We start from the raw sequence: 19,614 nt of genomic DNA, 5'->3' as shown, positions 1-19,614 counted from the left end.
GCAGCACGTCTATTTTTTAAATTTTCTAACAATCTCGATTATGGAATGCAATGTCCAACAAACGCCAGTTGGGACAGTGCCATGCCTGAAAACATCTCTCCGATTGTGACCGATCACATCCCCGAGCCGCTGCGCCCGGTGATGGCGGCGATCTGCGCCGTGTCGATGGATGTGGCGCGGATCATTGCGCGCGGGCCGCTTGGCGCGGCGCTGGGCGCGCAGGTGGGGGCGGCGAATGCTGATGGCGACGATCAGAAGGCGCTCGACGTGATTGCCGACGAGATGTTCGCCAAGGCGCTTGCCGCGACCTCGACGCGGTTCTGGGCCTCGGAAGAGCGCGACGAAGTGATCGAGCTCAACCCGAAAGGAAAATATGTCGTTGCGATGGACCCGCTTGATGGGTCGTCGAATATTGACGTCAATGTCTCTATCGGGTCGATCTTTTCGATCTATGAGGCCAAGGAGACGGGCGAGGCGAGTGTCTTGCGACCGGCCTCGGAACAGCTTGCGGGCGGCTACGTGATCTACGGGCCGCAGACGGGGCTTGTCGTGACCTTTGGCGATGGCACGCAGCACTACATCCTTGATCCCGAAACGGGGCGGTTCGAACTTGCCGAGGCGCGGGTGGTGATCCCGGCGCAGAGCAGCGAGTTTGCCATCAACGCTTCGAACTATCGCCATTGGACCAAGCCGGTGCGCGCCTTCATCGACGATTGCATCGCGGGCGATTCAGGGCCGCGCGGGCGCAATTTCAACATGCGTTGGGTCGCGTCGCTTGTCGCGGAAACCCATCGGATCATCACGCGGGGGGGCGTGTTCCTTTATCCGTCGGACGAGCGTGAAGGCTATGAGCAGGGGCGGCTGCGGATGCTCTATGAATGTGCGCCGATTGCCTTTGTCGTCGAACAGGCGGGCGGGCGGGCCACGGATGGCTGTGACCCGATCATGGGCAAGGGCGCGAGCCGCCTGCATCAGCGCACACCCTTCGTATTTGGTTCGTCCGAGAAGGTCGCCCGCGTCGCGACCTATCACGATCTTCCCGACCACGAGGTCTCGGCGCTGTTCGGCAGCCGTGGTCTGTTCCGCAACTGACGCGCGCAAAGGACTCTGACATCATGAGCAAGAAACACCCTATCATCTCTGTCACGGGCTCTTCCGGCGCGGGCACGTCGACGGTCAAATCCACCTTCGACCAGATTTTCCGCCGCGAGGGGATCAGCGCGGTGAGCATCGAGGGCGATGCGTTTCACCGCTATGACCGCGCGGCGATGAAGACCGAGTTGGAAAAGCGCAAGGCGGCGGGCGACGAGACGTTTAGCCATTTCTCATATGATGCCAACGAGTTGGGCGAATTGGAGCGGGTGTTTCGCGACTATGGCGAGACCGGCAAGGGCCGCACACGGCACTATGTGCATGACGATATGGAGGCCGAACGCTATGGCGTGGCGCCGGGGCTTTTCACCGATTGGTCCGAGTTCGAGGAGGGATCGGACCTATTGTTCTACGAGGGGCTGCATGGGGCGGTCGTCAATGACGATGTGAACCTTGCCAAGTTTGCAGATCTCAAGATCGGGGTGGTGCCGGTCATCAACCTCGAATGGATCCAGAAGATTCACCGCGACAAGGCGCAGCGGGGCTATACGACGGAGGCGGTCACGGACACGATCCTGCGCCGGATGCATGCCTATGTGCATTGCATCTGTCCGCAGTTTATCGAAACGGACGTGAACTTTCAGCGTGTGCCGGTGGTCGATACCTCGAACCCGTTCTGTGCGCGTTGGATTCCGACGGCGGATGAAAGCATCGTGGTGATCCGGTTCAAGAACCCGCGCGGCATCGACTTCCCCTATCTCACCTCGATGATCGAGGGGAGCTGGATGAGCCGGGCGAATTCCATCGTCATTCCGGGGGGCAAGATGGACCTCGCGATGCAGCTTATTTTCACGCCGATGGTTCACCGTCTGGTGAGCGAGAGCAAGCGCGCCTGAGGCGTGCGCGAGAGGGAGGAGAGACCATGAACCAGCAGGCCAAAATTTCGACCGATATGGAGACGCAGATGGCCAATGCCATTCGCGCGCTCAGCATGGACGCGGTGCAGGCGGCAAATTCGGGCCACCCCGGTGCGCCGATGGGTATGGCGGATGTGGCGACGGTGTTGTTCAACCGTTTCATGACTGTGGATCCGAGCGCCGACACGTGGCCGGACCGGGATCGCTTTGTGATGAGTGCGGGGCATGGCTCGATGCTGGTCTACGCGATCAACAACCTCTTGGGCTATGACGATATGGGCATGGACCAGATCCGCGCCTTTCGCCAATGGGGATCGCGCACGGCGGGACATCCGGAATATGGCCATGCCAAGGGGATCGAGACGACAACCGGCCCGTTGGGCCAAGGGATCACCACGGCGGTCGGCATGGCGCTTGCCGAGCGGATGATGCAGGCCCGGTTCGGGGATGAGCTGGTCGATCACTACACTTATGTGATCGCGGGGGATGGCTGTCTCATGGAGGGGATCAGCCACGAAGCGATTGATTTTGCGGGCCATATGGGGCTTGGGCGGTTGGTTGTGCTTTGGGACGACAATGACATTACCATTGACGGCAGTGTGAGCCTCTCGTCCTCGACGGATCAGAAAGCCCGGTTTGCCGCGAGCGGCTGGCATGTGCAGGCGGTGGACGGGCATGACCGCGAGGCGGTGGCCGAGGCGATTGCGGCGGCCAAGGCGGATGCGCGCCCGTCGCTCATCGCGTGCAAGACGATCATCGGGTTTGGTGCGCCGACCAAGCAGGGCACCAGTGCGACGCATGGCGCGCCGCTTGGGGCAGAGGAGATCGCGGCGGCGCGGAAGGTTTTGGGCTGGCCGCATGATCCGTTCGTGATCCCGGCGGAGGTGCGTGAGGCGTGGGAGGTGATTGCCGCGCGCGGCAAGCGGGCGCGGGAGGCTTGGGAGGCACGTCTTCAGGCCTCGACGTCGCGGGCCGCTTTTGAGGAAGCGATGGCGCCTGTGGATGGGGCCAAGCTCGGCACGGCGATCAATGCCTATAAGGCCAAGCTCTCGGCGGACGCGCCCAAGGTGGCGACCCGCAAGGCGAGCGAGATGGCGCTTGAGGTGGTGAATGCGACCTTGCCGAACACCGTGGGCGGCTCGGCGGACCTTACCGGCTCGAACAACACCCGCACCGGCGGCATGACCCCGGTCAGCCGCGAGAATTACGGCGGGGAGTATATCCATTACGGTATTCGCGAGCATGGCATGGCGGCAGTGATGAACGGGATCAGCCTGCATGGGGGTCTCAAGCCCTATGGCGGCACGTTCCTGGCCTTTGCGGACTATTGCCGCCCGGCGATCCGCCTCTCGGCACTGATGCAGCAGCCGGTGGTTTACGTCATGACGCATGACTCGATCGGGCTTGGCGAGGATGGGCCGACGCATCAGCCGGTCGAGCATGTGGCGAGCCTGCGGATCATGCCGAACGTAAACGTGTTTCGGCCCGCCGATGCGATCGAGACGGCGGAGGCTTGGGAAATCGCGATCAGCGACCCGTCCACACCTTCGGTCCTTGCGCTCTCGCGTCAGGGATTGCCCACGGTGCGCACGGAGCATGACGAGGAGAACCGAACCAAGCGTGGGGCCTATGTCCTGCGCGCGGCGGAGGGCACGCGCGACGTGACCCTGATGGCAAGCGGGTCGGAGGTTGAAATTGCGCTCACAGCCGCCGATCTGCTTGCTGCTCAGGGGGTGCGGGCGGCCGTGGTTTCGGTGCCTTGTATGGAGCTTTTCGCAGCGCAGGACGCAGGCTATCGCGCCGAGGTTCTTGGCGCTGCGCCACGCGTCGCCGTTGAGGCGGCGGTGCAGAGCACGTGGAACGCACTCATTGGAGAGAATGGCGGTTTCGTGGGCATGACAGGCTTTGGCGCGTCGGCCCCGGCGGAAGACCTCTATCGCAATTTCGGCATCACGGCAGAAGCCGTCGCCGACAAAGCCCGCGCCTTGATGGCCTGAGCTGGGAGAGAACAAGACACATGACGATCAAGATAGGCATCAACGGCATGGGGCGCATCGGGCGATGCACCCTCGGCGCGATCATCGAGAGCGGGCGGGACGATATTCAGGTGGTGAAAATGAACGCCACCGGCCCGATCGAGACCAACGCCCACCTGCTCAAATATGACTCGGTGCATGGCCGGTTTCCTGGCGAGATAACCGTCGACAGCGATACGATGGATGTCGGGCAGGGTCCGATCAAGGTCTTCTCGACCTATGATCCGACCGAGCTCGATTGGTCGGGGGTCGATGTTGTCCTTGAATGTTCGGGGCAGTTCAATTCGCGCGAGGCCTCGGCGGTGCATCTGGGGCAGGGGGCAAAGCGTGTGCTTGTCTCTGCGCCTGCGAAGAATGCCGATCTGACAGCGGTTTACGGTGTGAATCATGAGAAGATGGAGGCCGGGCACGCAGTTGTCTCGAACGGATCCTGCACGACGAATTGCCTCGCGCCGATTGCCAAGGTGCTCAACGATGCGGTGGGGATCGAGAACGGGATCATGACGACCGTGCATTCCTATACCGGGGATCAGCCGACGCTCGACCGGCGTCACAAAGACCTCTACCGCGCGCGGGCCGCAGCGATGAGCCTCATCCCGACCTCAACCGGGGCGGCGGCGGCGATTGGCGAGGTGCTGCCGGAGCTGAACGGGAAGCTCGACGGGTCGGCCATACGCGTGCCGACGCCGAATGTCTCGGCTGTGGACCTGACGTTTCAGGCAGGCAAGGATGTCACCGAGGCCGATATCAACGCGATCATCGCAGAGGCGGCGGCGGGCCGGATGCAGGGCGTCCTGTCCTATGAGACCGAGCCGAAAGTCTCGGTCGACTATAACCACAACACCCATTCGTCGAATTTTGCCAGTGACCAGACGAAAGTCATGGGCGGACGGCTTGTGCGTGTCCTTGCTTGGTATGATAACGAGTGGGGGTTCTCGTGCCGGATGGCCGACAACGCCGCTTACATGGGCCAGCTTTAAGGAGACCGCCGACATGGCTTTGATTACGCTTCGCCAACTTCTCGATCACGCCGCCGAAGAGGGCTATGGCGTGCCCGCGTTCAACATCAACAATATGGAACAGGGCCTTGCTATCATGAAGGCGGCCGAGAAGGTCGATGCGCCGGTGATCCTTCAGGCGAGCCGCGGGGCGCGCTCTTATGCGGGCGATATCATGCTGCGCCACATGGTGCAGGCGCTGGCCGAGATGTTCCCGCAAATCCCGGTCTGTATGCATCAGGACCACGGCAACAACGAGGCGACCTGCATGACAGCGATTCGCCACGGGTTCACCAGCGTGATGATGGATGGCAGCCTCGAGGCGGACATGAAGACGCCCGCCTCCTATGAGTACAACCTCGACATCACCAAGCGCGTCACCGACATGGCGCATTGGGTCGGTGCGTCGGTCGAGGGCGAACTTGGTGTTCTTGGCTCGCTCGAGACTGGCGAGGCGGCAGAAGAGGACGGCTCCGGTGCGTCCGGCAAGCTTAGCCAAGAGCAGCTTTTGACCGACCCGGATCAGGCGGTCGATTTCGTCACCAAGACGCAATGTGACGCGCTCGCCATTGCCTGCGGCACGAGCCACGGTGCCTATAAGTTCACCCGCAAGCCCGATGGCGACATCCTGTCGATGAAGACCATCGCGGCGATCCATGAAAAGCTGCCCTCGGTGCATCTTGTCATGCATGGCTCGTCCTCGGTGCCGCAGGAATTGCAGGACCTCATCAACGCCTATGGCGGCGAGATGCCCCAGACCTATGGTGTGCCGGTCGAAGAGATCGAGAAGGGCATTAAGATGGGGGTGCGCAAGGTCAATATCGACACCGATTGCCGGATGGCGATGACCGGGCAGTTCCGCAAGGTGGCGACGGAAACCCCGACGCAGTTCGACCCGCGCAAGTTCCTCACCGCTGCGATGAACGAGATGGAAGACCTCTGCCGCGACCGGTTTGAACGCTTTGGCACGGCGGGCAACGCCTCGAAGATCACCGTGATCGACATGGACGACATGGCTGCGCGCTATGCCGACGGGGCGCTGGTACAGAAGTCCGCATGAGTTTCTGAGGGGCGGAGGCGTGTCCTCCCCTCAGATGCCCGGCGGGGCGGTCCTCCACTGCCCCGCCGTTTTTGGAAATATATCAGGGGGCTGACCCATGACCTTCAACCGCAACATCAAGATCGCGCCGTCGATCCTTTCTGCTGATTTCGCCAATTTCGGGGCGGAGATTCGGGCGATTGAGGATCAGGGGGCGGATTGGGTGCATGTGGACGTGATGGACGGCCATTTCGTGCCCAACCTGACCTTTGGCCCGCCGGCAGTGAAGGCGTTTCGCCCGCACGTGAAGACCTTTATGGACGTGCATCTGATGATCGCGCCGGTGGACCCGTATATTCAGGCCTATGCCGATGCGGGCGCCGATATGATCGTGGCGCATTTTGAGGCCGGGCCGCATCCGCACCGCACGTTGCAGGCGATCAAGGCGACGGGGGCGAAGGCGGGGATCAGCCTTAATCCCGGCACGCCAGCTTCGGCGGTCGAGTATCTGCTTGACCTGTGTGACATGGTGCTTGTGATGAGCGTGAACCCCGGCTTTGGCGGGCAGAAATTCATCCCCTCAAGCGTCGAGAAAGTGCGTCAGATCCGCGAGATGATCGGCGATCGGGAGATCCATATTCAGGTCGATGGCGGGGTCGATCCGACGACGATTGGCGCTTTGGTCGAGGCGGGCGCGGATTGCTTTGTCGCGGGCTCGGCGGTGTTCAAGGGCGGCACAGTGGACACGCCCGAGGTCTACGGCGCGAACATCCGTGCCTTGCGCGAGGCAGCGGCGAAGGCGGGGTAGGCATGAGCCCATTGCTATTCATATCTGTGAATGTCAGCATGTTCAGCATCTCGAAACAGGATTAAGAGGATGTTCACATGACACTGACGCGGAGGACCCTTCTTCAGGGGGCAGTGGCCGGAACAGCATTGGCAGGGCTTGGCGGGCGTATGGCCTTTGCCTCGGACAGCGCGACACTTGGCGAAAAGACACTCACCACGCTTTCGGACGGGAACCTTGTCTTGCCAGTCGATTTCACCTTTAACGGTGTGTCCGAGGCCGACCGTGCGCCGATCTTCAAGCAGTTCGGCTTTGGCGACGGGATGCTTGAGCCGGAGTGCAACGTCACGCTTTTGCAAGACGGGGAGCGGACGATCCTGTTTGACGCGGGTTCTGGCCCCGCTTTCATGCCGAGCGTCGGGAGGCTTCCCGATGCGCTCGACGAGATGGGGCTTTCGGTCGACGATATCACCCACGTGGTCTTTACCCATGCGCATCCCGATCACCTTTGGGGCGTGCTTGATGATTTCGACGATCCGCTCTTTACCGAGGCGACCTATATGATGGGGCGCAAAGAATGGGACTATTGGTGGAACCCCGAGACCGTCGATACGATCGAGGAGTCGCGCAAGACCATGGCCGTGGGCGCCAAACGCCGGATGGAGGCGCTTGAGGACGCGATCACCTTCTTTGACGATGGTGAGGAAATCCTGCCCGGCATCGCAGCGCGCGCCAGCTATGGTCACACGCCGGGGCACATGGCCTTTGAGGTGCGTTCGGGAAGCGAGAGCGTCATGGTTCTTGGCGATTGCATCGGCAACCACCACGCGGCCTTCATGGCGCCGGGGCTTGGCCTTGGTTCGGATCAGGACCGCGAGACAGCGGCTCAGACGCGGCTTGGCCTCATGGATCAGCTCGCTGCCGAGCAGACCCGTATCATTGGCTACCACCTGCCCGGCGGCGGCATGGGCCGTGTCGAGCGCAAGGATGGCGCCTATCGCTTTGTGCCGGAAGGCGCATAATCATGGAGTGCTCGCATGGCCACAATCCCTCCTGTCTGTGACTTCGGATGGCGGGCGCCGGATTTCAGGCTCCCGGCCACGGATGGCAAGACCTATGGGTTTGGGGATGTGGCCGGCGAGAACGGCACGCTCATCATGTTCATCTGCAACCACTGTCCTTATGTGATGGCGGTGCTGGACCGGATCCTGCGGGATGCGGAAGACCTGCAAGAGCTTGGCATCGGTGTCGCGGCGATCAGTTCGAATGACGCCGAAGCCTATCCGCAGGACGGGTTTGACGAGATGAAGAAACTCGGCCTGCCGTTTCCCTATCTTTATGATGAAGATCAATCGGTTGCGCGGGTCTTTGACGCGGTTTGCACGCCGGATTTCTTTGGCTTCGACGCGACAGGGGGTTTGCAGTATCGCGGGCGTCTCGATGCGTCGCGCAAGGAGGCCGGGCCGCCCGATTTGCGCCGCGATCTTTACGAGGCGATGAGGCAGGTGGCCGAGACGGGCAAGGGGCCGCAAGACCAGGTGCCCTCGATGGGCTGTTCGATCAAATGGAAGGAAAGCGCATGAAGGCGATCATCTTTGACCTCGACGGGACGCTTATCGATAGCGCGCCAGATATCCATGCTTCGGTGAACAAGATGCTGGCGGCCGAGGGGCAGGACGCTTTGGACCTTGCCACGGTGACGGCGTTCATCGGCAACGGGCTTCCGAAGCTTGTCGAGCGGGTGATGCAGCGGGTCGGGATGGATATGGCGGAGTTTGATCGGATCGTGGCGGATGTGCTGGCGATCTATAACGCCCCTGCCGCCGATCTGACGCGGCCCTATCCGCATATGGCGGAGGTGCTGGCGGGTTTGAAAGAGGCCGGGTATCGGCTTGGCGTCTGCACCAACAAGCCGCATGAGCCAGCGGTGATTATCCTTCAAGATCTGGGGCTTGAGGGGTTTTTCGATGTGGTGATCGGGGGCGATAGCACGGATGCGAAAAAGCCCGATCCCAAGCCCCTGCAAGCGGCGATGGCGGCGCTTGGGGGGGATGTGCTTTATGTGGGTGATAGCGAGATTGATGCCGAGACAGCGGAGCGTGCGGGGGTGCCGTTTGCGCTCTTTACCGAAGGGTATCGCAAGGTCGGCATCGACGAGATGACCCATGCTCATGCGTTCGACGATTTCCGGCAGCTGACCGAGATCACGGGAGCGGTTTTCGCGTGACGCTCAAGGCGTTGATTTTCGACGTGGACGGGACGCTGGCGGAGACGGAAGAGGCGCATCGCGCGGCGTTTAACCGGGTGTTTTCCGAAGAGGGCTTGGGCTGGCATTGGTCGGTTGAGGACTATCGCGCGCTGTTGAAAACCACCGGCGGGAAGGAGCGGATACGGGCGTTTTGCGGGATGCCCGAGGCCGGGGGCGTGACGCTTTCCGACGCGGAGATTGCGCGGATTCATCGCGTGAAAACAGGCTATTACGTGGATATTCTGGCGCAGGGGGCACTGCCCTTACGGGATGGCGTGCGGGCGTTGATTGAGACGGCGCGGGCCAAGGGGCTGCGCGTGGCGGTGGCGACGACGACCTCGCGGGAGAATGTCGAGGCGCTGTGCCAGTGTTGCTGGGGGCAGACGGGGGCGGATGTGTTCGACGTGATTGCCGCAGGAGACGAGGTCGCGGCGAAGAAACCGGCGGGGGATGTGTATGAGCTGGCGCTCGCGCGGTTGGGGCTTCGGGGGGAGGAGTGCCTTGCGTTGGAGGATAGCCGCAACGGGGTTTTGTCGGCTCGTGCGGCGGGGATTCCGGTTGTCGTGACGCCGTCGGTTTATACGGAAGCGGATGATTTCAGCGGGGCGGAGGCGGTGGTGCCGTCGCTTCGGGGGGGGGATTTGGCGGGGGCGCTGGTGGCGGGTTTGGTGGGGTAAGGCCACGTCGGTATCGCGTCGGTATCACGTCGGTATTGCGTCGGTGTGGGTTTTGGGGTGGTGGGTTGGAAACCCACCCTACGGGGGTGTTTAGGTCATCGCCCTTGCCAGAGGATGCGGGATGCCTGCATCCCGCACGCGCCCGACCCGCCCCCATGGGCGGGCGCGTTCCGCACCCACCCTCGGGATCGGGCGCTTGGATGGCGGTTGATCGTGATGCTAAGAAACGTCAATACTGCTTTTGGCAAGTTAACTAGTGAGGCAGCTACATGAGCGCAGATGAAGAAAAGCCCGGCAAGGTTAGCGACGCTTTGAATGCGGCAGCCAACTTGGCCAAAGCTGTTCCTATCTATGATGATGCTCTTAAACCAATTGCGACCGAAACAGGAAAAGCTCTCGGAACTGTGGGGAAAGTGGTCAATGTTGCGCTTGCGCCGGTCCGAGGGTTGGTTTGGAGCGCTGAGTTCGTCGAGAAATGGGTTGAGCAATCCGTGTCGCAGAAGCTGGAAGGGGTTCCTGAAGAGGAAATCCGGACACCGGATTTGGCGATCGCGGGGCCGACTATTGAAGCGCTGAAGTTCTACGGTCAGAATCCGGAATTGAGCGAAATGTTCGCGAACCTACTAGCCTCTTCTATGCAAACGGCGAAAGCTAAAATAACCCACCCGTCGTTCGTTGAAAAAGTGAAAGCAATGAGTTCACTAGATGCACAGGTGTTTGCCTATCTAGCGAATGAGAAGGCTGCAAGCACAATTACTGTTCAAGACGTATACAAAGACAACGGCGGTCGAAGTGACCTTTACCAGTTCTGCAACCCGGACCTTCTACTGCTTGCACATCAAGCGGGATTTAGAGGCAAAGATGTATATCTTGCTGTGCAGGCTAGCATTGAAACCCTATCAGGGCTGGGGCTAGTTCACCCTAGAGCTGATGCAACCCTGACGTCTCCAGAGAAAGTCAAAGACTACAACTCGTTTGAGGAAAGCGATTGGTTCAAAGCCTTTACGGAACTACCGAAGAAAGAAAGCAGGGCGATAGAATTGAAGAGAAACTGCATTCTGACTACCGAAGTGGGAAATCGGTTTGCGGAGTCGGTTCTAGCCAAATAGTGCAAACGCCTTCCCCTCAAACATCCAACTCCTCCACGAACCGCGCGTTTTCCTGAATATACTGGAAGCGCAGTTCCGGCTTTTTGCCCATCAGACGCTCCACCAGATCGCCGGTTTCGCCGGGCTCGTCCTCGTCGATGGTGACGCGGATGAGCTTGCGTGAGGCGGGGTCCATGGTGGTTTCTTTGAGGTCTTTGGCGTCCATTTCGCCCAGGCCCTTGAAGCGGCTCACGTCCATTTTGCCTTTGCCGCCGAGACCTTTGGCGAGGACGGCGTCTTTTTCGGCCTCGTCGAGGCAATAGACACGGCGCGCGCCTTGGGTGACGCGGAAGAGGGGCGGGCAGGCGAGGTAGAGGTGGCCTGCGTCGATCATCGGACGCATCTGAGTGAAGAAAAACGTCATCAGGAGCGAGGCGATATGCGCGCCGTCCACGTCGGCGTCGGTCATGATGATGACCTTATCATAGCGCAGGTCGTCGACGTTGAATTTCGAGCCCAGCCCGACGCCGAGCGCCTGGGTCAGGTCGTTGATCTCCTGGTTGGAGCCGAGTTTGGAGGACGCGGCGCCAAGGACGTTGAGGATCTTGCCGCGCAGGGGCAGGAGGGCTTGGGTCTTGCGGTCGCGGCCCATCTTGGCCGAGCCGCCCGCCGAGTCGCCCTCGACGATGAAAAGCTCGGTGCCTTCGCGGTTGGTCGCGGTGCAGTCCACGAGCTTACCCGGCAGGCGCAGGCGCTTGGTCGCGGATTTGCGCTGCGTTTCTTTTTCCTGACGGCGGCGCAGGCGTTCCTCGGCGCGCAGGATGAGGAAATCGAGGATGGCGCCAGCGGATTTGGTATCGGCGGCGAGCCAGTTGTCGAAATGGTCGCGCACGGCGTTTTCAACAAGGCGTTGGGCCTCGACGGTGGCGAGGCGGTCCTTGGTTTGGCCGACGAATTCCGGTTCGCGGATGAAGCAGGAGACGAGGGCGCAGCCCCCCGTGATGAGGTCTTCGCGGGTGATCTCCTTGGCCTTGCGGTTGTTGACCAACTCGCCATAGGCCTTGATCCCCTTGAGGATCGCCGCCCAGAAGCCCGCGACATGGGTGCCGCCTTCGGGAGTGGGGACGGTGTTACAGTAGGACTGGATGAAACCGTCGCGCGAGGGGGTCCAGTTGATCGCCCATTCGACCTTGCCCGCGGTGCCGAAGCGTTCCTGAAAATCGACGGTGCCGGCGAAGGGCTGGTCGGCATAGGTCGAGGAGCCGTTCATCGTCTCCTTAAGGTAGTCCGAGAGGCCGCCGGGGAAGTGGAAGGTGGCCTCGGTGGGCGTTTCCTTGTCGTCGATGGCGGATTTCCAGCGGATCTCGACACCGGAGAAGAGATAGGCCTTGGAGCGGATGGATTTGAACAGGCGCGCGGGTTTGAAACGGTGCGAGCCGAAGATATCGGGGTCGGCGTGGAAGGTGACGGTCGTGCCGCGCCGGTTGGGGGCAGCGCCGACTTTTTCCACCGGGCCTTGCGGCAGGCCACGCGAGAAGCGTTGCTCGTAAAGCTCTTTGTTGCGGGCGACCTGAACGATCATGGAATCGGAAAGCGCGTTGACCACGGAGGCGCCGACACCGTGGAGGCCGCCCGAGGTCTGATACGCCTTGCCGGAGAATTTCCCGCCCGCGTGAAGGGTGCACAGGATCACCTCGAGCGCGGATTTGTCCGGGAACTTGGGGTGCGGATCGACAGGGATACCGCGGCCGTTGTCGCGGATGGTGATCGAGTAGTCCTCGTGCAGTTCGACCTCAATCCGGTTGGCATGGCCTGCAACGGCCTCGTCCATTGAGTTGTCGAGGACTTCGGCGACCATATGGTGCAGCGCGCGCTCATCGGTGCCGCCGATATACATGCCGGGGCGTTTGCGCACCGGTTCAAGCCCCTCGAGAACCTCGATGGAGGAGGCGTCATAGGTTTGCGATTGGGTCTCGGTCAGGAGATCGTTTGCCATGCGGGTGCGCTGCTCTTCTTGGTGTTGATTGGCACGCATTATGGCAGGGGAGCGGGGCAGGGGAAAGAGCGGTTTCGCGCTGTGCGATCCCCGCAGATTAGGTCATTGGGCGGTGGGAAGGTCTTTGTTCCGCTGCGGCATTTGGGGGTGATGTAGGGGAAGAGTGCAGGCAAGGAGTGTTGCCAATTCTTTTTGCTACCTCTAGAAGAAACTCTTTAAGCGACTTCAATCATTTGGGTGGTTATCCTTACTATGCTCGGACCAGTTATTCAGGGAATTTCAGTGCTTGCACTGTTGGTATCATTGGTGCCGACCTTTTGGCATGGCTACAAATGGAAGCAGAGACATCCAGAGAAGCTTGGCTTTAATTGGGGATACTTCATCGCCTATAGCACGGCATTTTTTTATGTCTTTCCGTTGGGCGGATTGCTTGCGGCTGTTGTTGGGAGCCCGAAAGGCGTTGATTTCGAGTTCGCAGCCCCCCTAGCGGTGCTTCTGGTTGTGATAGTGGTGGCATCATTTATGGCCGTGAAGCGCCGTAGATGGGCTTTGATCGTGGTGACGCTGCTTTCGCTGAACCCGCTCTGGATGATTATCAATGTGTTTTACCTGAGAAACCGCTGGGCAGAGTTTCGAGAGGAAGCGGCGGGACGCAGAGCGATTCCTTCGACCTGAAATGCATTGAGAAAGGGTTTTGCCCTGCGTCTGGGTATGCGGAATTGAGCCGCTGACGTCGCAAGCAGATCGAGAGTCAATCGGGGCCGAACTTGGAGATCAGCTCCAGTCGATCACGAGCTCTTCGCGGAAGGCGAAGCGCAGGATGTGGCGGTCGACCACGTCGCGGAAGGTTGCGAGGTCGGCTGTATCCGGGGTCGTGGCCTGCATGGCGAGGTGATCGGGCGCGGCCTGCATCGCCAGCGTGTTGCCATTGGGAAAAGCGATGGTCGCGGCTTCGGGGGTCATGGAGACCTCGGCCTTGTGCGACCAGTGTTTGCCGAGTTGTTGCAGGTAGCGCGAGGCGTGCGCGGTTTGCGCTGTGGCGGTTGCTGTCTGGGTCATGGGGGGTGTCCTATGTTGTGTTGCCCAAGATATCGGCGTTGGCGCGGTTCTGTGCAACGCACAGGAGCGCACCGCCTCTGTGCGCAAAAACAGGCCCGACAAAGGCGCGATTTGTTGACGTGTATCAAGGCCACGTCAAGCAGGATGCAGTAGTCTTCGCACAAGTTCAGAAAAAGGAGACACGAATGACCGCATCCCCTGCGAATGCCCCTGCTGCGATCACGAAAGCCGAAGAGGAGATCAAGGTTGCCTCGGTGAAAAAATCCAGTGCCAACCGCAAGGTGCAGCCGACCGCCGAAGAGGTGCGCCGCGCCTTTGAGACGGGCGAGTACCCTTATGACACCAAGCTCTCGCGCCGCGTCTATGAGCGTCAGAAGGCGCAGATTCAGGCCGAGCTTCTCAAGGTGCAGATTTGGGCACAGGAGACCGGGCAGAAATTCGTGCTTCTGTTCGAGGGCCGGGATGCGGCCGGCAAGGGCGGCACGATCAAACGCTTTACCGAGCACCTTAATCCGCGACAGGCCCGCGTTGTCGCGCTGAACAAGCCGACTTGGGAGGAAAAGGGCCAGTGGTATTTCCAACGCTATATCCAAGAGCTTCCGACAGTGGGCGAAATGGTGTTCTACGACCGCTCTTGGTACAACCGCGCCGGTGTTGAGCGGGTGATGGGCTTTTGCGAGCCGAACGAATATCTCGAATTCATGCGCCAGACACCGGACCTTGAACAGATGCTCGTGCGCTCGGGTATCCGGCTCTACAAATACTGGTTCTCGGTGACGCAGGATGAACAGCGCGCCCGTTTTGAGAGCCGGGCTACAGACCCGCTCAAACAGTGGAAGCTGTCGCCGATCGATAAGGCGTCTCTCGACAAGTGGGACGACTATACCGAGGCGAAAGAGGCGATGTTCTTCTATACTGACACGGCGGATGCGCCTTGGACGGTGATCAAATCGAACGACAAGAAACGCGCGCGCCTGAACTGCATGCTGCATTTCCTCGATTCGCTCGACTATCCGGGCAAGAACCTCAAGATTGCCCATGCGCCGGACCCGCTCATTGTGTCTTCGGCTCACCATGTGATCCACCGCTCCGAGCATATCCTCGGCACGGCGCTGCATCCCGATACACGCAAGGGATAAGGGCCTTCGTAGCACTGTCGCAGGAGGGGCGCGGTGCTGTCTGAACGTCGAATGGTCCTTACTGGACGGCTCTGATCGATGGGCGATCAGGGCCGTCTTCGTCTTTCGAGGCCAAGCCCGCCCGCGCTGGGCCGGTCTCGTCGCAGAGATACGCCTGTGTCATTTGTGTCGCGGGGGGCTGCTGGATCGCGCATAGCGTGTCTTGCCAATCCCGAAATCCGCTTCTACTGCTTTTGCCATGACGACGCGAACCCTACCTTCTGCGATGACCCCTCGGGGCCATCTGGCCGCGATTCTCGGCCTTGGCGTGCCCCTGATCGGGGGCCACGTGGCGCAATTTGCCATCCATCTGACAGATACGGTCATGCTGGGCTGGTATTCGGTCGAGGCGCTTGCGGCAGTGGTGCTTGGGTCGAGTTTTTTCTTTGTCCTGTTCATCCTTGAATCGGGCTTTGCCATCGCGGTGATGCCGCTGGTGGCCGAGGCGGCGGCCGAGGATGACGAGACGGCATTGCGCCGTGCGACGCGGATGGGCATGTGGCTCTCGGTGATCGCGGCACTTCTGACTTTGCCGGTAATGTGGTTCTCCGGGCCGATCCTGCGTGGACTCGGGCAAGCACCGGCGCTGGCGGCGGATGCGCAGGTGTATCTGCGGATTGCGGGGGTGGGGCTTATTCCGGCGCTTCTCGTGATGGTGCTCAAGTCCTATCTTGCGGCGCTCGAGCGCACGCGGGTGGTGTTCTGGGTCACGGTCGGCGCGGCGGTGTTCAATGCGGTGATCAACTACGCGCTGATCTTCGGCAACTGGGGGGCACCAGAACTCGGCCTGCGTGGCGCGGCCATTGCCTCGCTCGGTGTGCAGGCGGTGTCGCTCTTGGGGATCGCGCTATATGCGGCGTGCGCCTTGCCTGAGCATGATCTTTTTGCCCGGCTCTGGCGGCCCGACTGGGATGCGTTTGCGCATGTGTTCCGGCTTGGTGTGCCAATCGGGGTCACCAACCTTGCTGAGGTCGGGCTTTTTGCAGCCTCGAGCGTGATGATGGGCTGGCTGGGGACGGTGGCGCTTGCGGCGCATGGGATCGCGCTACAACTGGCCAGTGTGAGCTTTATGGTGCACTTGGGCCTCTCCAACGCGGCGACGGTGCGTGCGGGCAATGCGCTTGGGCGGCGGGACGCGGATCATCTTGCGCGCGGGGCATGGATCGTCATCGCGCTCTCGATGGGGGTCGCCGTGGCGACGGTGGCGGTTTTCCTGACCGTTCCCGACGTGCTTTTGGGTCTGTTCCTTGCGCCGGAAGACCCGGACCGCAGCCTGATCATCGCCACCGGGGTGATGCTCTTGATGATGGCGGCACTGTTCCAGGTGGTGGATGCGGCGCAGGTCATGGCGCTGGGGCTGCTGCGCGGGGTCAAGGATACACGAGCGCCGATGATCATCGCCACGGTGAGCTATTGGATTGTGGGCGCGCCCTTTGCCTATGTCTTCGGCTTCGTACTGGGCTGGGAGGGGCCGGGTGTGTGGTTCGGCCTCGTCATGGGGCTGAGCGTGGCGGCGGTCCTGCTGATGCTGCGCTTCTGGCGTGGCAAACTGCCTGCGCTCCGCAGCCATTTCGCGCGCTCCTGATCTTCCCCTTTGTGGAAATACTCCGGGGGTCTGGGGGCAGGGCCCCCAGTTGCAAATGGGGTCTGGGGGCTGCGCCCCCAGCCACGCCCAACGCTTTGACGGCGCAGGCCTTGGCCTGCGTCTCAAAGAGGCGGGAGCCTCCCCCTCAATCCTCTTTCATCAACCGGTCGGCCTTCTTGCGCACAAGCACCGAGCGCAGGTCATGCATCGCCAGAAGAAGCGCATCCGTAACCTCTTCGAGCTGGTCTTCCGAGGCGCGGGATTGGGCCCATTGCGTCGTCAGGTTGAGGTGATCCACTGTGCGCAGGATATCGTCGATGTCACGGGCGGCGAGGACGCCCTGGCGTTCGCTCATCCAGTCGCGGATGACCGCGACATCTTCTTCCGACAGCGCGCGATCGCCATGCGGCTTGATCTCGCCGTTGCGGATATTGACCACGGCGATCTGGTCCATCTCGATCCGGCGCTGGCGGTTGTCGCTATCGACGCGGAACACCACGGCGCCGTTCTCGCGGACGCGGAAATAATACTCTGGCAGGTCTGCGCTCATGCCGGGCCTCCGTCTTCCATGATCCGCCACAGGCTGCCGTCGGGATCAATCATGCAGAACATGCCGGGCACGTCGCCCGCTGGGTCGGTGATCCCGGTCAGGCGGGGAATATCCGTCTCCTCTGACCAGCATCCTGCCGCGGCCCAGCGGTCCCGGATCGGCGCAATCGCAGGAGTGCGCAGCCCGGCGGAGAACCAGCTTGTCTTCGGGTCGAGATCCGGATGGGGGAAGAATTCCACCAATAGACCGTCGAGATGCAGGATCATCCAGCCATCCCCGCGGTAGGCGCGTTCAAAGCCGAGCGCGGCGTAGAACGCCTCGGTCGCGTCGAAATCGCGGCTGGGGAGGTTGGCAGTGATCCTGCTTTGATTCATGACAGCCCCGCGCAGAAAGCCTGGATCCGGGTGCAGGCTTCTTTGAGGTTCTCGTCCGAGGTTGCATAGCTGACGCGGAAGTTCGGCGAGAGGCCGAAGGCCGCGCCAAAGACCACGGCAACGCCGGTTTCTTCGAGCAAGGCAGTGGCGAAGGCCTCGTCGCTATCGATCTTGGCGCCGCCCTTGGACGTCTTGCCGATCAGACCGGCGATCGAGGGGTAGACATAGAACGCTCCTTCCGGCACCGGGCAGGTGATGCCGTCGATCTCGGACAGCATGGAAACCACGAGGTCGCGGCGGCGTTTGAAGATCTCGTTATTGGTGGGCAGGAAATCTTGCGTGCCGTTGAGCGCCTCGATGGCGGCCCATTGCGAGACCGAGCAGGGGTTCGAAGTCGATTGCGACTGGATCTTGCGCATGGCGGCGATGAGTTCGACCGGGCCAGCGGCATAGCCGATCCGCCAGCCGGTCATCGCATAGGCCTTGGAGACGCCGTTGCATGTCAGGGTGCGGTCATAGAGCGCCGGTTCGATCTCCGCCGGGGTGCAGAACTCGAAATCGTCATAGGCGAGGTGCTCGTACATGTCGTCGGTCATCACCCAGACATGCGGGTGCCGCATCAACACATCTGTCAGTGCCTTCAACTCGTCGCGGCTATAGCCTGCGCCGGTCGGATTGGAGGGCGAGTTAAAGATCAGCCATTTGGTATTGGGGGTGATTGCCGCCTCGAGCTGTTCGGGGGTCAGTTTGAAGCTGTTCTCGAGCGTCGCGGCGGCGATGACAGGGATGCCGCCCGCGAGCAGCACCATGTCCGGATAAGAGACCCAATAGGGCGCCGGGATCACCACCTCATCGCCTTCGTTCAGCGTTGCCATGAGGGCATTGTAGAGGATCTGCTTGCCGCCCGTGCCGACGCTCACCTGCGCCGGGGTATAGGACAGGCCGTTGTCGCGCTCGAGCTTGGCGCAGATCGCCTGTTTTAGCTCGGGGATGCCGTCGACGGGGGTATATTTCGTCTTGCCAGCGGCGATGGCGGCGACGGCGGCGTCCTTGATATTCTGCGGCGTATCGAAATCCGGCTCGCCCGCGCCGAGGCCAATCACATCCTTGCCCGCAGCGCGCAATTCGGCGGCCTTGGTCGTCACGGCGATGGTCGGTGACGGTTTCACGCGAGAAAGCGTCTCGGAAAGGAAGGACATGGGAACCTCGTTTGTGTTCAGTACCCCCATGTCTTAGGGTGCGCCCGGGACCCGATCAAGCGGTTAGGCAGAGGAGACCGATAAATGACGGAAGAAACCATCTTGGACCAGACGGACGACAACTGGTTCGGGGAGGACGTGGCAACGTTCGGAGATCGTCTTGCCGCGGCCCGCAACAACGCCTCGATGACGCAAGGCCAACTTGCCCGCCGTCTGGGTGTCAAGCTGACGACCGTGAAAGGCTGGGAGGACGATATTTCCGAGCCGCGCGCCAACAAGCTTCAGATGATGGCCGGCCTTTTGAACGTGTCGGTTGGCTGGCTCCTGATCGGGGAAGGCGAAGGCGTCGACCTCACCCCAGAGGAAGAAGCGGTCCCCGGTCTTGATGCGATCCTCGTCGAGATGCGTGATTTGCGCACTGATCTCAAATTGAAGCTTGACCAGATGGCGCGGCTGGAAAAGAAGCTTCGGTTGAAACTGAAGGATATCGGCTAAGATGACAGAACCCCGCGAGACCCGCCTGAAACGCCTCAAGATGCGCTCTATGCGCCGGGGCATCAAGGAAATGGATATCATCCTCGAGCGCTATGCGGATGATAACCTCGCGGGGATGGATGCAGCGGCTCTCGATCTTTACGAGGATCTGCTGCACGAAAACGATCAAGACCTCTATCAATGGGTGACGGGCCAACAGCCCGCACCCGACCGGTTTCAGGGGCTGATCGGGAATATCTCGCGCGCCATCAGCGGCTAGCGCAGCTTTCACTTTGCATTTTATCTATTCTCGACGC

Annotated in this window: 21 protein-coding genes; 16 read left to right on the top strand and 5 right to left on the bottom strand. The window is 61.1% G+C overall.

Annotation, left to right across the window (positions count from 1 at the left end; translation table 11 throughout):
* The first annotated feature begins 81 nt into the window (after positions 1–81).
* The 11 genes from MK745_RS04710 (at position 82) to MK745_RS04660 (ending at position 10,903) form a co-directional block, all read left to right on the top strand.
* On the top strand, positions 82–1,092 hold the full coding sequence (locus tag MK745_RS04710; protein WP_279391735.1) for a class 1 fructose-bisphosphatase: 1,011 nt from the start codon (positions 82–84) through the stop codon (positions 1,090–1,092).
* A gap of 23 nt (positions 1,093–1,115) precedes the next feature.
* Positions 1,116–1,988 (top strand): phosphoribulokinase, encoded by an 873-nt coding sequence (locus tag MK745_RS04705; protein WP_243612118.1) that lies wholly within the window; start codon positions 1,116–1,118, stop codon positions 1,986–1,988.
* Positions 1,989–2,014: 26 nt separating this feature from the next.
* A complete protein-coding gene (gene tkt / locus MK745_RS04700; RefSeq protein WP_243612117.1) occupies positions 2,015–4,006 on the top strand; it encodes a transketolase in 1,992 nt (663 codons plus the stop codon).
* A 20-nt stretch (positions 4,007–4,026) separates the two neighbouring features.
* Positions 4,027–5,025 carry a type I glyceraldehyde-3-phosphate dehydrogenase gene (gene gap, locus MK745_RS04695; RefSeq protein WP_243612116.1) on the top strand — a complete coding sequence of 333 codons (999 nt, stop codon included), beginning with the start codon at positions 4,027–4,029 and terminating at the stop codon, positions 5,023–5,025.
* Between the two features lie 13 nt (positions 5,026–5,038).
* A complete protein-coding gene (fba, locus tag MK745_RS04690) occupies positions 5,039–6,103 on the top strand; it encodes a class II fructose-bisphosphate aldolase (RefSeq protein WP_243612115.1) in 1,065 nt (354 codons plus the stop codon).
* A gap of 97 nt (positions 6,104–6,200) precedes the next feature.
* Positions 6,201–6,890 (top strand): ribulose-phosphate 3-epimerase, encoded by a 690-nt coding sequence (rpe, locus tag MK745_RS04685; protein ID WP_243612114.1) that lies wholly within the window; start codon positions 6,201–6,203, stop codon positions 6,888–6,890.
* A 77-nt stretch (positions 6,891–6,967) separates the two neighbouring features.
* Entirely contained in the window at positions 6,968–7,891 is a 924-nt protein-coding gene (locus MK745_RS04680; RefSeq protein ID WP_243612113.1) for an MBL fold metallo-hydrolase, read from the top strand.
* A 15-nt stretch (positions 7,892–7,906) separates the two neighbouring features.
* A complete protein-coding gene (locus MK745_RS04675; protein ID WP_243612112.1) occupies positions 7,907–8,452 on the top strand; it encodes a thioredoxin family protein in 546 nt (181 codons plus the stop codon).
* The gene (gene gph, locus MK745_RS04670) at positions 8,449–9,096 is read left to right on the top strand and encodes a phosphoglycolate phosphatase (protein WP_243612111.1); all 648 of its coding nucleotides are present in this window, start codon (positions 8,449–8,451) and stop codon (positions 9,094–9,096) included. The genes MK745_RS04675 and gph overlap by 4 nt, the downstream gene beginning before the upstream one ends.
* Positions 9,093–9,794 (top strand): HAD-IA family hydrolase, encoded by a 702-nt coding sequence (locus MK745_RS04665; protein WP_243612110.1) that lies wholly within the window; start codon positions 9,093–9,095, stop codon positions 9,792–9,794. Before gph ends, MK745_RS04665 begins: the two co-directional genes overlap by 4 nt.
* 269 nt (positions 9,795–10,063) lie before the next feature.
* Positions 10,064–10,903, top strand: coding sequence for a DUF4393 domain-containing protein (locus MK745_RS04660; protein ID WP_243612109.1), 840 nt, complete (start codon positions 10,064–10,066; stop codon positions 10,901–10,903).
* A 16-nt stretch (positions 10,904–10,919) separates the two neighbouring features.
* On the opposite strand, the gene parE is transcribed toward MK745_RS04660, so the two are convergent.
* A complete protein-coding gene (gene parE, locus MK745_RS04655) occupies positions 10,920–12,878 on the bottom strand; it encodes a DNA topoisomerase IV subunit B (protein ID WP_243612108.1) in 1,959 nt (652 codons plus the stop codon).
* Positions 12,879–13,160: 282 nt separating this feature from the next.
* Between parE and MK745_RS04650 the strand changes: the two genes are divergently transcribed.
* On the top strand, positions 13,161–13,553 hold the full coding sequence (locus tag MK745_RS04650; protein ID WP_243612107.1) for a hypothetical protein: 393 nt from the start codon (positions 13,161–13,163) through the stop codon (positions 13,551–13,553).
* A 99-nt stretch (positions 13,554–13,652) separates the two neighbouring features.
* Here the strand turns inward: MK745_RS04650 and MK745_RS04645 are convergent, their stop codons facing one another.
* The gene (locus tag MK745_RS04645) at positions 13,653–13,937 is read right to left on the bottom strand and encodes a DUF2218 domain-containing protein (RefSeq protein WP_243612106.1); all 285 of its coding nucleotides are present in this window, start codon (positions 13,935–13,937) and stop codon (positions 13,653–13,655) included.
* Positions 13,938–14,122: 185 nt separating this feature from the next.
* Between MK745_RS04645 and ppk2 the strand changes: the two genes are divergently transcribed.
* Complete coding sequence (ppk2, locus tag MK745_RS04640) at positions 14,123–15,076, top strand: polyphosphate kinase 2 (RefSeq protein WP_243612105.1); 954 nt, start codon at positions 14,123–14,125, stop codon at positions 15,074–15,076.
* A 238-nt stretch (positions 15,077–15,314) separates the two neighbouring features.
* Positions 15,315–16,700: an MATE family efflux transporter gene (locus MK745_RS04635; RefSeq protein ID WP_243612104.1), complete on the top strand. Its 1,386-nt coding sequence runs from the start codon at positions 15,315–15,317 to the stop codon at positions 16,698–16,700.
* 145 nt (positions 16,701–16,845) lie between these two features.
* Here MK745_RS04635 and MK745_RS04630 read toward each other — a convergent pair whose 3' ends face one another.
* Genes MK745_RS04630 through MK745_RS04620 form a run of 3 tightly spaced genes read right to left on the bottom strand, consistent with a single transcriptional unit; the run spans position 16,846 to position 18,823 of the window.
* Complete coding sequence (locus tag MK745_RS04630; protein ID WP_243612103.1) at positions 16,846–17,250, bottom strand: hypothetical protein; 405 nt, start codon at positions 17,248–17,250, stop codon at positions 16,846–16,848.
* Positions 17,247–17,624, bottom strand: a complete 378-nt coding sequence (locus tag MK745_RS04625; protein ID WP_243612102.1) for a bleomycin resistance protein — start codon at positions 17,622–17,624, stop codon at positions 17,247–17,249. Before MK745_RS04625 ends, MK745_RS04630 begins: the two co-directional genes overlap by 4 nt.
* A complete protein-coding gene (locus MK745_RS04620; protein ID WP_243612101.1) occupies positions 17,621–18,823 on the bottom strand; it encodes a pyridoxal phosphate-dependent aminotransferase in 1,203 nt (400 codons plus the stop codon). Before MK745_RS04620 ends, MK745_RS04625 begins: the two co-directional genes overlap by 4 nt.
* A gap of 84 nt (positions 18,824–18,907) precedes the next feature.
* On the opposite strand from MK745_RS04620, the gene MK745_RS04615 reads away from it, so the two are divergent.
* Complete coding sequence (locus MK745_RS04615) at positions 18,908–19,318, top strand: helix-turn-helix domain-containing protein (protein WP_243612100.1); 411 nt, start codon at positions 18,908–18,910, stop codon at positions 19,316–19,318.
* A 1-nt stretch (position 19,319) separates the two neighbouring features.
* Complete coding sequence (locus MK745_RS04610) at positions 19,320–19,577, top strand: succinate dehydrogenase assembly factor 2 (protein WP_243612099.1); 258 nt, start codon at positions 19,320–19,322, stop codon at positions 19,575–19,577.
* The last annotated feature ends 37 nt before the right edge of the window (positions 19,578–19,614 follow it).

It is taken from the genome of Shimia aestuarii (assembly GCF_022814865.1).
In the GTDB taxonomy this organism is placed as follows: domain Bacteria; phylum Pseudomonadota; class Alphaproteobacteria; order Rhodobacterales; family Rhodobacteraceae; genus Shimia; species Shimia aestuarii_A.
This window is presented reverse-complemented; position numbering and strand designations above follow the sequence as displayed.

Coding starts and splice junctions, on each gene's coding strand:
- MK745_RS04710 (WP_279391735.1), top strand. CDS start 82: ATGCCTGAAAACATCTCTCCGATTGTGACCGATCACATCCCCGAGCCG.
- MK745_RS04705 (WP_243612118.1), top strand. CDS start 1,116: ATGAGCAAGAAACACCCTATCATCTCTGTCACGGGCTCTTCCGGCGCG.
- tkt (WP_243612117.1), top strand. CDS start 2,015: ATGAACCAGCAGGCCAAAATTTCGACCGATATGGAGACGCAGATGGCC.
- gap (WP_243612116.1), top strand. CDS start 4,027: ATGACGATCAAGATAGGCATCAACGGCATGGGGCGCATCGGGCGATGC.
- fba (WP_243612115.1), top strand. CDS start 5,039: ATGGCTTTGATTACGCTTCGCCAACTTCTCGATCACGCCGCCGAAGAG.
- rpe (WP_243612114.1), top strand. CDS start 6,201: ATGACCTTCAACCGCAACATCAAGATCGCGCCGTCGATCCTTTCTGCT.
- MK745_RS04680 (WP_243612113.1), top strand. CDS start 6,968: ATGACACTGACGCGGAGGACCCTTCTTCAGGGGGCAGTGGCCGGAACA.
- MK745_RS04675 (WP_243612112.1), top strand. CDS start 7,907: ATGGCCACAATCCCTCCTGTCTGTGACTTCGGATGGCGGGCGCCGGAT.
- gph (WP_243612111.1), top strand. CDS start 8,449: ATGAAGGCGATCATCTTTGACCTCGACGGGACGCTTATCGATAGCGCG.
- MK745_RS04660 (WP_243612109.1), top strand. CDS start 10,064: ATGAGCGCAGATGAAGAAAAGCCCGGCAAGGTTAGCGACGCTTTGAAT.
- parE (WP_243612108.1), bottom strand. CDS start 12,878: ATGGCAAACGATCTCCTGACCGAGACCCAATCGCAAACCTATGACGCC.
- MK745_RS04645 (WP_243612106.1), bottom strand. CDS start 13,937: ATGACCCAGACAGCAACCGCCACAGCGCAAACCGCGCACGCCTCGCGC.
- ppk2 (WP_243612105.1), top strand. CDS start 14,123: ATGACCGCATCCCCTGCGAATGCCCCTGCTGCGATCACGAAAGCCGAA.
- MK745_RS04635 (WP_243612104.1), top strand. CDS start 15,315: ATGACGACGCGAACCCTACCTTCTGCGATGACCCCTCGGGGCCATCTG.
- MK745_RS04630 (WP_243612103.1), bottom strand. CDS start 17,250: ATGAGCGCAGACCTGCCAGAGTATTATTTCCGCGTCCGCGAGAACGGC.
- MK745_RS04625 (WP_243612102.1), bottom strand. CDS start 17,624: ATGAATCAAAGCAGGATCACTGCCAACCTCCCCAGCCGCGATTTCGAC.
- MK745_RS04620 (WP_243612101.1), bottom strand. CDS start 18,823: ATGTCCTTCCTTTCCGAGACGCTTTCTCGCGTGAAACCGTCACCGACC.
- MK745_RS04615 (WP_243612100.1), top strand. CDS start 18,908: ATGACGGAAGAAACCATCTTGGACCAGACGGACGACAACTGGTTCGGG.
- MK745_RS04610 (WP_243612099.1), top strand. CDS start 19,320: ATGACAGAACCCCGCGAGACCCGCCTGAAACGCCTCAAGATGCGCTCT.